This is a genomic window from Serratia sp. CoH_134_PS_4 (assembly GCF_058190535.1).
On the sequence record NZ_JBXWKI010000006.1, the window covers coordinates 229,222 to 243,244 of the forward strand.

Sequence of the window (14,023 nt, forward strand, 5' to 3'; positions counted from 1 at the left end):
AGACTTGGCTCCTGGGCAACGTGTGGGCGCTTAACTGACGAAAAATTTAGCGGCGACCAGAATGGCATGCTTAACTTAATGTCCGAATTCCGCACGTCAGCGCACCAGCCGAGTCGCATAATGAACAAAAAACTGACCCCGAGCGTTGCCATGAAAAACCAACAACAGGCGCTGTACGACGCACTGAGCGCGCGCGATCGCAAATTCGACGGCCGCTTTTTCGTCGGTGTTTCCTCGACCGGCATTTATTGTCGGCCGGTGTGCAGTGCCCGTACGCCGAAAATCGAAAACTGCACTTTTTACCCCAGCGCCGCGGCGGCGGAACTGGCGGGGTTCCGCCCCTGTCTGAAATGCCGGCCGGAGCTGGCACCGGGGTTGGCGCTGATCGATCTTGGCAATCGCTATGCGCAGGTGGCGGTGCAGTTGATTGAACAAGGGTACCTGTCAGAACACAGTTGCGAGCAGCTGGCCGCGCGGCTGGGGATATCTGATCGTCATTTGCGGCGTATCTTCGCCGATCAGTTTGGGGCATCGCCGATTGATTACGCCCAGTCGCACCGGTTGTTGCAGGCCAAACGCCTGCTGGCGGATACCGACATGCCATTGAGTGAAGTCGCATTTGCGGCCGGTTTTGGCAGCTTGCGGCGTTTTAATGAGCTGTTCAAGGCACGCTACCGGCTTATTCCATCGGCGCTGCGCAGCAGCAGCGACCGCAATGCGCCCACCGTTGCCAGCGGGCTGGTGTTTCATCTGGGCTACCGACCGCCCTATGACTGGCAGCGCATGTTGGGTTTTTTGCATGCGCGTGCGGTGAGCGGTGTCGAACGGGTTGAGGGGCAGCAGTATCTGCGAGCGATAGCCATTACCCAAGGGGGCGTCGAGTATTGCGGCTGGGTGAGCGTCCAGCCGGATGAAACGCGCAACCGGGTACGAGTAGAGATTGCAGCCTCATTAAGCCGGGTGACCACGGAAGTGCTGCGCCGGATCCGTCAACTGTTTGATCTGGACGCCGCACCGGATTTGATTGCCCATGCCTTGGGCGCATTGGCTGCCGATGCGCCAGGGTTGCGGCTGCCCGGTTGCGTGAACAGTTTTGAACAGGCGGTCCGTGCCGTCTTGGGGCAGTTGGTGAGCGTCAAGATGGCCGCGACTTTTGCCGGGCGGATGGCTGAGCAGTGGGGGACGCCGCTGGAACAACCCTATGGCGGCATTACACATCTGTTCCCCAATGCTGAGCAGGTCGCGCAGTTACACCCTGAGGCGTTGCGTCCGCTGGGGGTGCAGTTGAAACGCGCAGCGGCAATCATTGCGATTGCGCGTGCGGTAACCGAAGGGCGGCTCCAGTTGGATAACGTGTTGGATATTGAGCAAGGTATTAAGGCGCTGACCGCCTTGCCGGGGATTGGCAGTTGGACGGCCAGTTATATCGCGATGCGTGCCTGGTCCTGGCCAGACGTGTTTTTGGCGGGGGATTATTTGATCAAGCAACGCTTCCCTGACCTGACGCCGCGCCAAATTGAAAAATATGCCGAACGCTGGCGGCCGTGGCGTTCTTACGCCACGCTCCATTTGTGGCATAACGACGCATGGGTACCGCTGGCGGATGTCGACAATTAGCGCGGTGGCGTTATCCTTCGTTGTCGATACGAGCCAGTAGGCTTTCTATCCCTTCACGCATCAGGAATGCCAGCACCTTCTCGCGTTCGGTTTCGCTCAGGTGATAGTAATACTGCACCCATACTGCCAGTGGCTCTTGGCGTTCAACTTGATATTCTGCGGGTTCTTCCTGCAACATCAACAGCTTGCGCGGGCCAATAGGCAGGCTGTTGATATGGTATTCCACCGCTTTCCCCTGGATGCCTTTACGGCGGCGGCTGATCCAACCTTCGCGCCGCGCCATCAAATTGATTCCCTGTGGTGAAGAGGGCAGTCCTGCTATGCCTGTCAGCTCCCTGGCGGCAAACCACTCGTTTTTCATAGCCATTATCCCTGAGCAATTACGTGCAAAGATGGTTCCTGGAAATTAACGGGCGTGCTGATTTCCGTATCAAAGTGATTGTACGAAGGATTAACTTTCACCCGTTAGTTATACCACTAACATCTGATTGGCTAAGCAAAAACGTGCTGGGGGCGTGCGGCACAGGATGCCGCAACGCAAAAGAACACAGGAGAGCGCTGCGCTGAGGCGGTTACCTTATGCCGAAATAACCGCCGCTGAGCAGCTCGGTAAGGGGTTGTTCCCGCGCCACGGCGTCACCGTCTGCCAGGTCGACGCCCAGAGCCTGCAACGTATGCAAGGTTATCTGCTGGTGTGCTGGGCCTGCCAGTGTCTGGGCATGTACACGGTGGGCTGCACCGTTAAGCATGGAAACCATCAGTTCATCCATCTGGTTGCAGTGAACCTGGGTGATAAAGCGCTCATCAATGCGGATATAGTCAATCCGACGACCATGCAGTTCGTCGAAGGCGTTGAGGCTGTGGCCGAAGCCGCTGACGATCAGCTTGCAGCCCAGCCGTTGTAATTGGTGGATAAACGGCCTGCAAATGTCATCGTGTTCCAGCACCGCCGCCTCATCGACCACCAGCAGCAAAGCCTGTGGTTGTAATGGAGAGGTATTTAACCGGGTGATCAGGTGTTGTCGGAACCCGGCGTCGAGCAGGCTGTCTGTCGAGAGTGGGAGCGCGATTGTCAGGCCTTTCGCCCCGATCTCTGCGGCGTGGCGCTCGAGAACCTGCCGGCTGACCCAGTCATCGACGTCCGGCAGCAGGCCATAAAGCTGTGCCGCAGCGAGAAACGCCTCTCCGTTCAACGGGCGTGGATCCAGCGGCATGACCTGCAGTTTTAACTGATAGAAACACACTGCCAGTGGGGTTTTCGGCGGTGCCACGGCCTTAACACTGAGCATCAACTGCCCGTCGGCAATAATGCTCATCACTTCCTGTCTCGTCAGCAGCTCATGCTGGCGTTCCAGCATCTGTTTTTGCCGTGCCTCATACAGATAGACCTGCCCGCGGCCGCGATGTTTGGCGGTATAACAGGCAATGTCCGCCTGCGCCAACAGCTCGCCGCTTTTACCACTGCCGCTCTCTATACGGGTGATGCCAGCGCTGGCACCTACGTGATAAACCTTTCCTTCCCAATAGAACGGGTGCTGGCTGATGTTGTTAACCAGCTGCTGCATCAGGGATTTTGCCTGCTCGCTGGCACAATCAAACAGGATTAGCCCAAACTCATCCCCCCCGAGCCTTGCCAGGCAGTCGCTGTCACGCACGTGGCGTTGCATCAGTTGGGCAATATCCCTCAGCAATGCATCGCCTGCCGCATGCCCGGCGCTGTCATTGACGGCCTTGAAACGATCGAGATCGAGGAACACCAGCGCATGCTGCCGCTGTTTTTCACCGGAGCCCAGGATGGCGGCTTTCAGGCGCTTCTCAAAACTGGTGCGATTGGGCAGGCTGGTGAGGGCGTCATGGGCGGCGCTGTAACTCAGCTTACGCATCAACTCGCGTGAAGCCGTGACATCTTGCAACACCATCACAGCCCCCATCACGCCACCCCCGAGGGTTTTCAGCGGCGATACCGATTGTTGAATATCAAAGTGACGGCCGTCGCGACTGTGCAGCACCAGGGCATAATCCGCCGAAAGCTGACGATTTTCCTGAAGGCAGCACTGGACCGGGTTTTCCACTTCCATGCCATCTTTGCCGTTAGTCATGCGTACGACTCCCGCAATCGGCATGCCAACAGCCAGACTCAGCGGCCAGCCGCACATCTGTTCGGCCACCGGATTCATGAAGGTGATATGCATGGCATCGTCAGTTGAAATCACCCCTTCGCCAATGGCATCCAGCGTGATGTGCAGACGTTCTTTCTCTTGGTGCAGCGCTTCGGTCAGATTGCGGACTTCCGTCATATCAATGTTCGTGCCGATCATGCGCAGCGGGCGGCCTTGTGCATCCAGAATGACGTTGCCCTGGCCGCGGATATGGCGGATTTTCCCTTGGCGGGAAAGCAGCCGGAATTCGAGGATAAAAGGACGCGGTTGGTCCAGCAAAGAGGCCATTTCACGGTCGGTTCGCTCGCGATCTTCCGGCAGCAGGAGGGTGCGCCACAGTGAAAGCGTAGGCGTCTGCTCTGGACTGAGGTCATAGAGTTCAAACATGCGCTTGTCCCAGGTGAGTTCCTCACCGTCCATGACCCATTCCCAAACGCCAATCCCCCCCACCTGATTGGCCAGCGTGATGCGCTCAACCAACCGATGATTCTCTGCGGCGGTGCGTTTCAGTTCGCTGATGTCTTCCACCTGAGAAATAAAATACAGCGGTAGGCCTTCGGCATCGCGCACCATTGAGACGGCCAGCAGAGCCCAGACGTGTTCGCCATCGCTGCGAATATAGCGTTTTTCCAGGGTGTAGCTGCTGATATGGCCTTCGAGCAGATCCTGTAACTGCAGCAGGTCGGCATTCAAATCATCCGGGTGAGTGATCTCCTGAAACGTCAAGCGCCGCAGAGCTTCCGGGGTGTAGCCCAGCAGGTTGCACAGTGCTTGATTGACCTGTAGCCATTTCCCTTGCGGAGAGACCAGCGCCATACCGATAGCGGAGTATTCCAGCGCATTACGAAAGCGGGCTTCGCTCTCGACGATATGCTGTTTTTCTACCCGGAAGGCGTGCATGACCATCGCCATGGCGTGTGCGGGGATCAAAATCAACAGAATCGGTAAGTAGATTTCGATGTCACTGAGCGGTTCGGCGGGAACATTAAAATGCAGCAGCCCAAGTGAAATCATCACGGTGATCATCAATGTGGTACAAAAGCAGGTCACAAAGGCTTCCAGGCGTGGCAGTGCGATCGCCGCCCACAGCAGAGGAAGAATGACAAAGGTAAACGGGAAAGGCAGATAGGTCAGCGCGAGATAGCAAAAAATCAGCGCCATCATGAGCGTCAGCAGCAAGGAGAACAGGTTTAACTGCTCCAGCATGCGCCGGCGATAGACCAATCCAATCGGTGCCAGTGACAGGACGCCAATGGCTTCCGAAATAAACCAGGTATTGAAGGGCTGCCAGAAGGATTGCTCCGGGGCAGGGGCCCACCAGGCGGCCAGCAAGGCGCTAAATAGCGGGGTGAAAATGACCGCACAGACCACGAACTTTAGCCAACTGGCCAGATTATTCAGGGGATCGTCAGACAACAGCATACGGCGCAGCAGCAGGGTACTGACGGAGGCTTCCAGCAGGTTGATCAGTGCAAGCTTTACCGGCACCCAGCTAAATCCGTACAGGATAACGCTGGCGCTTATGATACCCAGCCCACAGGCCAGCAAGGGTAATCCCCATTGGCGCGGCGAATGGCGATACAACAGGGTAATGATGGCAGCCGTAGGGAACCACAGCGGCGTAAAATGGCTGGATTCGTTCGACAACGTCAGACACAACAAGGCCAACATAAAAACGGCTACGGCTGCCAGCAAAGTCTGCGTCAACAGCACGCTTTTGCGCGTAGTGAGATGATTCGGTGCGCTGATATCCATAGACAACCTTAACGCTGGCATCTGTCACTGAACTACGTCATGACGCGGATGGGATGAGAAGTTTATTGCCAAAGGGTAGTACAGCACAGCAAGAAAACATACTGAATCAAACGGCTTTAGTGAGCGAGCGCAAAAGCCGGCGTTGCCGCCGGCTCGACAGCGTCAGAGCAGGAACAACGTGGCCAGACCGAGGAAGATAAAGAAGCCGCCGGTATCGGTTAATGCCGTGATCAGTACGCTGGAACCGACAGCGGGATCTCGGCCCATTTTTAGCATGGTCATTGGGATCACCACCCCCATCAGCGCCGCCACCAATAGGTTGAGGATCATGGCTAACGTCATGACGCCACCCATAGCCCAGTCGCCATAGAGCAGCCAGGTGACTATCCCCATAATGCCGCCCCATACGACGCCGTTAATGATGGCGACGCCAAGCTCCCTGAGCATCAGGCGAGAAATATTGCCAACTTCGATCTGGTGTAGCGCAAGTGCGCGGACAATCATGGTAATGGTTTGGTTACCGGTATTGCCGCCGATACCCGCAACGATGGGCATCAACGCCGCCAATGCCACCAACTGCGAAATGGTGTGTTCAAACAGGCCGATGACACGTGACGCGATAAACGCGGTGCACAGATTGATTGCCAACCAAGCCCAGCGAGTTTTCACCGCTTTGCTGACAGGGGCAAATACATCTTCTTCCGGGCTCAACCCCCCCATACGGCGAAGGTTGCTGTCGCTTTCTTCATTGACGACGTCGACGATCTCTTCAATCGTCAGGCGGCCCATCAGTTTGCCCTTGGCATCGACAACCGGGGCACTGATCAGGTCATAACGTTCAAACGCGCTGGCTGCAGCCTCCGCTTTGTCTTCCGGCAGAAAACGGGTGGGATCGTTGTCCATGACTGCGTGTACCGGCGTTTCAGGATCGTTGAGCAGCACCGCGGTCAGCGGCAGTTCACCGAGCAGCGTATTTTTACGGTCCGTGACAAAGAGTTTATCGGTAGCGTCCGGGATGGTTTTGCGCAGCCGCAAGAAACGATGCACGGCCCCGAGGGTAACGTCAGGGCGCACAGTGACCAGTTCAAAATCCATCATCCAGCCGACGGTGTCTTTGCCGTAGTGGATCATCTCGCGCACCTGCGCACGCTGATCCGGCTCCAGCGAGGTCAGCAGGCGGCCCATCAGGTTACGCGGCAGATATTGAGCCAGATAAGCCTGTTCGTCGACATCCAGCGTTTTGATCGCCTTGAGCAGGTCTTTATCGCTCATCTCTTCGATCAGGCTGTCCCACACCGGTTCGGCCACTTCCACCAGTGTTTGGCCGCGTTTGGCATTGCCAACCAAACGCCACAGCGCCAGGCGTTCGTCCTGCGGTAACGCTTCCAGTAAGTCGGCCAGGTCAGCGGCATGCATGTCGTCCAGCAGCCCGGTAATTTCGGCGGTCTGGTTTAGCAGTTCACTTTTACTGAGGGCGTTTTCATCCCCTGGTCTGCCGAGAATACCGTCTATCAGGTCTTTGTTGTTTAACAACAGGGAAAGAATGCGCTGACGATGCTCAGCGACTTTTTTAACATTATGCGTTGCGGCGGACATGGTATTCCTTACTGGCACTCAGTGATCCTTACGGGCGATCTCTACACAAGATAGAGCATAGTGAATGCAGGCGTCATTTTTATGAAATGGGCACAGATGCCAAGGAATAAGTAAGGGGCCTGGCATGCCGAAATGCGGTCCGACGGCAGGCTGCTTAACTATTCGATTGCTCTGCAGGAGGTGTTGGGTCTGTCGGTTCAGGGGGGAGTGTCCTGGTTTTCTCCCTCTACCTCGGTGGTCTCTTGATAGGGGGCGAGCTTTTTTTCCTGATGATGGGGCACCGCAACGACGGCGGCATACAGCAGACGGCCGACTAAAATGATAAAGCTGATAAACAGCACTATTTTCGTCATTTGTCCGGTAGTTTTTTTACGCATATATCACCCGGCATGCCGGTTTCCTGTGTTATACCCGCTGCCTTTCAAACGGTAGCCACTGTAGCGGCTGCGTGGAGCCAACGGCTCATATGAGCGTAATAGGCCGTGCTTTTACCGTACTGAGAGCGAGTAATGAAAGCCGATAAAGTGTAAATGGGATTCTAGCGATTGGTGACAAATATTGTCTATTTATTTCCGGCGACCCAAACAGAGTATTTGACCGGTGTTTAGCTTGGGTTTGAGTTTATCTGTGGGATCAGCATGTTAAGAGATGACAAAAAATGGCTGACATATTTTTACCCAACTTTTCCTCCTTGGTTGATCGGCGTCAAGCCTGAGACGGCCCTCGTGCATAAAATTCCCCCCCGTTCCCCTGTCGCATATGGTACTTTCAGTTTGCCTCATGAATGGATAGAGGTATGAAAAGGAACCTGCCTTACCACCTGAACGCGTGAATGGAATTGCGCTCTGAAGGACTCATTATTTTTATGGTTGAACCGACATTTTGGAAACATTTGCGTGAGCGCTGGTGGGGATACCCCCTGATCTGGAGCTTGTTGTTGATCCCGTTCGCCGGTTGGCTCTCCCCCCGCATCATGTTACCCGAGAGCAAGGTTTATCTGCTCTACCTGCCGCTGGCAGCCTGTATTGCGTTGTTGATGGTTTATGACTGGCGGGCGTTGCCGGGAATTGCTCTTGCCATTTTACTGCGTTACGGCTGCCGACTTGGCCTGGAAAGCGGCGTGCTGCTCACGGCGTTATACCTGTTATGTCTAAGCCTATGTTGGCTGGGGTATCGCAACCAAACCCAGCGTCGCTGGTGTGCGGCCCCCGGCGTGCCCAGGTTGGTCAAGGCAAGGCTTGTCTGGCTGATCGTGTTGCCGGCGCTGCTGTTTATTCTCGGATTGAAGCTGTTGGTGGGGTTAAAACAATTGCCTGACGAGCTGGGAATGATGCCGGGTGATAATGGCTATCTGCTCGCGTTGGTTAATTTCCAGGCGTTGTTATTAGGGTGCCTTTCCGCGGTGCCACTGTTCTACTTTATGTTGCGCCTGCTGAAAAAGCCCGGGTTCATGTTAAGACTTTGGCGGCGCGTTGGCCGTGAAATGGCTCCAGACGTCGATAAAAAAGAGCTGGCGCTGTGGTTTTTGATCCTGTGCGCAATGGTCATATTGCTGTCTTATCATGCAAAAGATGCCAATCCTCTGTTGTTGGGGGGCTACGGTCTGATATTACTGCTGCCGGTGATGCTGTATGGCGCAATGCGTTTTGGCTACCAATTCAATTGCATCATTTGGTCGTCCACGCTTTTGGTGTTGCTTTCCCATCATCCCGACTATGCCCAGCACGAAAACCTGTTGCATAACCTTGCCGTTATTTCTTCGATGATGGTGGTGTTTACCTTATGCATTTTCTTGATGTCTGCGCTCAATACTCGCCAACGGTTGAGTCATGCCAGGGCGCAAAACGCCGCGCTGCAGGACCCGGTGATTGGATTGCCCAATCTGCGCGCCCTTAAACGGGATCTGGCCCAATCACCGCCTTCGACGTTGTGCTTTCTGCGCGTGAGTGAGTTGGACTTGTTAAGCCGTAATTACGGCATGCAGTTGCGCATTCGTTTTAAGCAGCAGTTGGCCGCGCTTTTACACCAAATCTTGGCGCCGGGCGAGGGGGTTTACCATTTGCCGGGCTATGACCTGTTGTTGCGAGTGGACGGCAGTAACAGTGAAGAAAAGGTCGCTGAGATTTACCGCGGGTTGGAAAAATTCCGATTGGTTTGGAATGGGTTGCCAATCCATCCGCCGTTGGGACTCGGGTACTGCAGTGTGATTGCCGATTTTGAGCATCTGTATCTTCTGCTGGGGGAACTCAGCTCGTTGGCCGAAGTCTCGCTGACCAGTGGCAAGCCGGAGAGCGCACACAATGGTGGTCATTTGATACAGGACGAAATCAAACGCAAGGTGGCGTTGCTGCATGGGGTGCAGAGTTCGCTGGATAGTGATGGGTTTATCCTGATGGCGCAGCCGATCCTGGGTCTGCGCGGCGATAGGTACCACGAGATTCTGTTACGTATGCGTGATGATCAGGGGGCGATCATCTCACCGAACGACTTTTTACCGGTGGTGCATGAGTTCGGTCTGTCCTATCGGCTGGACATGTGGGTACTGCGCAATACGTTAAAATTTATGGACAAGCACCGTACCGAACTGCCCAGCGTACGCTTTGCGATCAATGTGTCCCCCTCTTCGCTGTGCAGGCCCATGCTGTGCCATGACGTGCAGAATTTGCTGAAGCAGTACCGGATTGAACCCTATCAACTGACACTGGAAGTGACTGAGTCGCATTTGCTGCAGGATACCGACTACGCCGGTACCAATTTACAGGTATTACGTGAAATGGGGTGCCGTATAGCGTTAGATGATTTTGGCACGGGCTATGCCAGCTACGATCGGCTCAAGATACTGCCGGTGGATATGCTGAAAATAGACGGGAGTTTTGTTCGCGATATGCTGACCAATCCGGTGGATTTCCAGGTAATCATGTCGATTTGCAAGGTCGCACGGATGAAGCGATTGGTCATTGTGGCGGAGTATGTTGAAAGCGCGGAACAGTGGGCGGCGCTCAAGGGCGCTGGCGTGGATTATATGCAGGGCTATTTTATCAGTGAACCTCAGCCGCTCACGGCACTGCTGCCGGCACAACCTTGATTATCGCCCCCAAGCGGGGGCGATAGCTTTAGGCTGAGCGCTGCTCGTCCTGAGAGCCTTCTTCTTCGCAAATCAGTTTCCAACCCACGACGTCGTTCCAGTAGGCCTGTTCACGTTCAAAGTCCAGTTGCACCAGACTGTTTTGCGCCAGATAGCCCGCAGGGAAACGCAGTGTCCAGTGGTTGTCGTCAGTGCTCAGACGCAACGTTTCTGGGGTAGTGGTCGACTGACGTTGATTGTTGAGCAGGGTACTCAGACGCAACAGTTGGATCAGCGGCAGGTAATGTTTTTTCTTGAACAGGTTCAGGCGTGGCAGTTCTTCCAGCTTAATGCCTTTACGGTGGAAGCGGACCAATGCAGCCAGCAACAACTGCTGCTCTTGGTTAAAGCCAGGCAAGTTGGTGTTTTGCAGAATATAGGCCGAGTGGCGGTGCATCCCACTGTGATTGATGCTTAAGCCTACTTCATGCAGCATGGCGGCCCACTTCAACAGGGCTTCCAACTGCGGGTTCGCCAGCTTGGTGTTTTGCGCCATCCACTGTGCGTACAACAGTTCCGTGGTTTCCAGCACCCGTTTGGCTTGTTCACGGTCGATATTGTAGTGATCGGCCAGGCTCTTGGCGGTGCGGCTGCGAATATCTTGATGGCGGAAACGGCCTTCCATCTCGTACAGGACGCCTTCACGCAGAGCACCGTCGGAAAGACGCAGATCGCGGATTGCCAGCGCATCGAATACGCCACACAGGATAGCCAAACCTGGAACAAATACCGACTGACGGTCTTCTGACAGCCCCGGCAGGCTCAGTGCACTGAAGTTTTTAAACTGCAGCACCTGTTCCGCCAACATCTCCAGCCTTTCAAGCGTAATCAGACCGTCTTTTTCACCCATTTCCACCAGCACTTCGTGTGCCGCTTTGATGGTGCCGGACGCGCCTAGCGCATACTGCCAGCCCTGAATGCGGTATTGCCAGGCCAGGGTTTCCAGTTTCTGCGCTGCTGCGAGGCGTGCACGTTTAAAGTTGTTTTTGCTGATTTCCCCGCCAGGGAAAAACTGCTGGGCGAAACTGACGCAACCCATGCGGCGGCTTTCTGCCAGCAGGGGCTCAAAGTCTTCGCCGATCACCAGCTCAGTGGAACCGCCGCCGATATCGATCACCAACTTGCGGCCTTTTTCCGGCTGGGTATGTTCCACGCCCATAAAGATCAGACGTGCTTCTTCCTGCCCGGCGATGATTTCAATGGGGTAAGGGATGACTTTGGCCGCGCGCTTGAGGAAGACCTCTGCGTTTACGGCCTGGCGTAATGTATGGGTACCGACGATCGTAACGTTATCCGCCGGGAAGCCCTGAAGCCGTTCGGCAAACAGCGCCAGACAGGCCAGGCCACGTTCTATTGCCTCTTCACTGAGCACATTGTTGCTGTCCAATCCATCGGCGAGGTGTACCCGCTGCTTTAAACGGCCTAATACCTGTAAGGCGCCGTTGACGACGCGGGCAATCACCATGTGGAAACTGTTCGACCCGAGATCGATGGCAGCGATTTCCTGCGGTTTGTTCGTTGCTGTGCTTTTTAGCGGCATAGTTGCTGGCCTACTGTCCTGGTTGTTCCAGAGCTTTTAAATACTCATAAATGGCAACCTGAGAACGGACTTTACGGCGATTGCCGCGCGGTACGTACTGGTTGCTCAGTTCTTTATCGAGGTAACGCGCCTTGACCGTGTCGCTGAACAGGATTTCCAGAATATCCAGAACCCGTTGTTTCAGCGTTGGATCCAGCAGCGAGACCGCGACTTCGATGCGGTAATCTATGTTACGGGTCATCCAGTCTGCGGAAGACAGATAAACCAGTTTGTCACCTTTGTTTTCGAAAACGTAAACCCGATCGTGTTCCAGATAACGGTCGACGATGCTGATTATCTGAATATTGTCACTGATCCCCGGCAGGTTGGGAATCAAAGAACACATCCCTCGCACCAACAGGCGGATTTTTACACCGGCGCAGGAGGCGGTATATAACCGATCTACCAACCCTTTATCCACCAGATTGTTGATTTTCAGCATAATGCCAGCCGGATGCCCCGCCTCAGCGTTGGCAATTTCCTGGTCGATCAACTCATACAGCTTCAAGCGCGAGTTCTGCGGCGACACCATCAGGTTGTCGAACGTGACCGGTCGATATGGGTTTTCGATAAAGTTGAACACGCGACGCACCTCATTGGTGATGCGTGAGTCGGCGGTCAGCAACGAATAGTCGGTATAAATACGCGCGGTTTTCTCGTTAAAGTTACCGGTCCCGATATGAGCATAGCGCACAATCTCATCGCCTTCACGGCGCGAGATCAGGAACAACTTGGCGTGGATTTTCAGCCCCGGCGCCGAGAAGATAACGTGCACGCCAGCTTCCGTGAGACGCTTAGCCCAGTGGATGTTGGCCTCTTCATCAAAGCGCGCCTGTAGCTCAACCACCACCGTGACTTTCTTGCCGTTGTGGGCTGCGTGGATCATCGACTCGATGATACGGGAGTCTTTTGCTACGCGATAAATATTGATTTTGATCGCCAGCACGCTGGGGTCGAAGGACGCCTGGCGTAGCAGTTCCAGCACATGCTCAAAAGTGTGGTATGGGTAGTAAAGCAACACGTCTTGTTCGCGGATGGCGTCAAAGCCGTTGCGGAACTTATCGAACCAAATATGGCGCAGGCGAGGCAGTGGTTTGTTGACCAGGTTGGCCTTACCGACGTTAGGGAAGCCGATAAAATCTTTGAAATTGTGATAGCGGCCGCCGGCAATCACCGAATCGTAGTTGGAGATGCCAAGTTTACCGCGTAGCAGTTCCACCATTTCATTTGGCATATCACGCTGATAAACAAAACGCACCGGTTCGGCGGTCAGACGCTGCTTCAGGCTGGAAGACATCAGTTCCAGCAGGCTGGATTCCATTTCTGTGACCAGATCGTATTCCGCGTCACGGGTCATTTTCATGGAATAGGCATTGAGCGCATCGTAGTCGAAGAAGCCCTTAAAGATATCGTCGAGGCAATAACGCAGGATGTTATCCAACAGGATCATCGGTTTGCGGCGACGCGGAGCTTCCGGTGGCAGGTTGACGAAGCGCGGCACCTTGTCGGACGGGATCTCCAGCAGCGCGTAATCGATGCGCGTACCGCGGATGATCTCAACGGCCAAATAGGTGTAATCGTCTTTCAGGAACTGCACCAGATTGGTTTCGTGGTTGATCAGGATAGGCGTGATATGTTGGCGCAGATGCTGTTTGAAGTATTGTCGCAGCCAAATCTGCTGGTTCTCTGACACCTGGCGTTCGTTGATCAGGAAGATTTGATTACGCGCCATTTCCAGCAGTAAATCGTTATAGAGGCTGTCGAACTCTTGATCGGTTTTTAATACCTTGGCCTGGATCTTTTTCAGCAAATGGCGAGAGGTGCCGCCAGAACCCTGTTCTTCGCTGATCAGAATGCGTCGTTTGAGATCGGCAAAACGGACTTTATAGAATTCATCAAGGTTATTGGAGTAAATGCCCAGAAAACGCATGCGCTCAATCAGGGGATTGCTCTTATCTGCGGCTTCCTGCAACACGCGTTCATTAAAGGATAACCAGCTTAATTCTTTTTCGATGTAGAGCTTTTCCTGACCCATTGCCACTCCAGTTCAATTTTAGAAAAGGATCCGGGACCTTGCCCGGATGCCGCTTCAGGTCGCGTCCCTAAAGCCCGAGCGCTGCGTGGTCGGGCTTGAACCTAGGTTTGCTATACCCAGCCCCCAGCGCCTTGACTGCGGGCTTTGGGACTGCGACG

Annotated in this window: 8 protein-coding genes; 2 read left to right on the forward strand and 6 right to left on the reverse strand. The window is 54.6% G+C overall.

The window, feature by feature from the left end:
* Positions 1-120: 120 nt before the first annotated feature.
* A complete protein-coding gene (gene alkA / locus AC2FCQ_RS12195) occupies positions 121-1,617 on the forward strand; it encodes a DNA-3-methyladenine glycosylase 2 (RefSeq protein ID WP_490308250.1) in 1,497 nt (498 codons plus the stop codon).
* A gap of 10 nt (positions 1,618-1,627) precedes the next feature.
* On the opposite strand, the gene AC2FCQ_RS12200 is transcribed toward alkA, so the two are convergent.
* From AC2FCQ_RS12200 to AC2FCQ_RS12215, 4 genes are all read right to left on the reverse strand, one after another.
* Positions 1,628-1,978 (reverse strand): DNA-binding protein, encoded by a 351-nt coding sequence (locus AC2FCQ_RS12200; RefSeq protein WP_209638230.1) that lies wholly within the window; start codon positions 1,976-1,978, stop codon positions 1,628-1,630.
* A gap of 211 nt (positions 1,979-2,189) precedes the next feature.
* Positions 2,190-5,531: a diguanylate cyclase gene (locus tag AC2FCQ_RS12205; RefSeq protein WP_490308249.1), complete on the reverse strand. Its 3,342-nt coding sequence runs from the start codon at positions 5,529-5,531 to the stop codon at positions 2,190-2,192.
* A 162-nt stretch (positions 5,532-5,693) separates the two neighbouring features.
* Positions 5,694-7,127, reverse strand: coding sequence for a magnesium transporter (gene mgtE / locus AC2FCQ_RS12210; RefSeq protein ID WP_209638226.1), 1,434 nt, complete (start codon positions 7,125-7,127; stop codon positions 5,694-5,696).
* 197 nt (positions 7,128-7,324) lie between these two features.
* Positions 7,325-7,504 (reverse strand): YfgG family protein, encoded by a 180-nt coding sequence (locus AC2FCQ_RS12215; protein WP_265555412.1) that lies wholly within the window; start codon positions 7,502-7,504, stop codon positions 7,325-7,327.
* Positions 7,505-7,992: 488 nt separating this feature from the next.
* On the opposite strand from AC2FCQ_RS12215, the gene AC2FCQ_RS12220 reads away from it, so the two are divergent.
* Complete coding sequence (locus tag AC2FCQ_RS12220; protein ID WP_490308248.1) at positions 7,993-10,212, forward strand: EAL domain-containing protein; 2,220 nt, start codon at positions 7,993-7,995, stop codon at positions 10,210-10,212.
* A gap of 28 nt (positions 10,213-10,240) precedes the next feature.
* Here the strand turns inward: AC2FCQ_RS12220 and ppx are convergent, their stop codons facing one another.
* Together ppx and ppk1 are read right to left on the reverse strand one after the other, a co-directional pair.
* Positions 10,241-11,791, reverse strand: coding sequence for an exopolyphosphatase (gene ppx, locus AC2FCQ_RS12225; protein ID WP_037424503.1), 1,551 nt, complete (start codon positions 11,789-11,791; stop codon positions 10,241-10,243).
* Positions 11,792-11,801: 10 nt separating this feature from the next.
* On the reverse strand, positions 11,802-13,865 hold the full coding sequence (gene ppk1 / locus AC2FCQ_RS12230) for a polyphosphate kinase 1 (protein ID WP_490308247.1): 2,064 nt from the start codon (positions 13,863-13,865) through the stop codon (positions 11,802-11,804).
* Positions 13,866-14,023 lie beyond the last annotated feature (158 nt).

Bases quoted from the DNA above. Each gene is read 5' to 3' on its own strand.
- alkA (WP_490308250.1), top strand. From the start codon at position 121: ATGAACAAAAAACTGACCCCGAGCGTTGCCATGAAAAACCAACAACAG.
- AC2FCQ_RS12200 (WP_209638230.1), bottom strand. From the start codon at position 1,978: ATGAAAAACGAGTGGTTTGCCGCCAGGGAGCTGACAGGCATAGCAGGA.
- AC2FCQ_RS12205 (WP_490308249.1), bottom strand. From the start codon at position 5,531: ATGGATATCAGCGCACCGAATCATCTCACTACGCGCAAAAGCGTGCTG.
- mgtE (WP_209638226.1), bottom strand. From the start codon at position 7,127: ATGTCCGCCGCAACGCATAATGTTAAAAAAGTCGCTGAGCATCGTCAG.
- AC2FCQ_RS12215 (WP_265555412.1), bottom strand. From the start codon at position 7,504: ATGCGTAAAAAAACTACCGGACAAATGACGAAAATAGTGCTGTTTATC.
- AC2FCQ_RS12220 (WP_490308248.1), top strand. From the start codon at position 7,993: ATGGTTGAACCGACATTTTGGAAACATTTGCGTGAGCGCTGGTGGGGA.
- ppx (WP_037424503.1), bottom strand. From the start codon at position 11,791: ATGCCGCTAAAAAGCACAGCAACGAACAAACCGCAGGAAATCGCTGCC.
- ppk1 (WP_490308247.1), bottom strand. From the start codon at position 13,865: ATGGGTCAGGAAAAGCTCTACATCGAAAAAGAATTAAGCTGGTTATCC.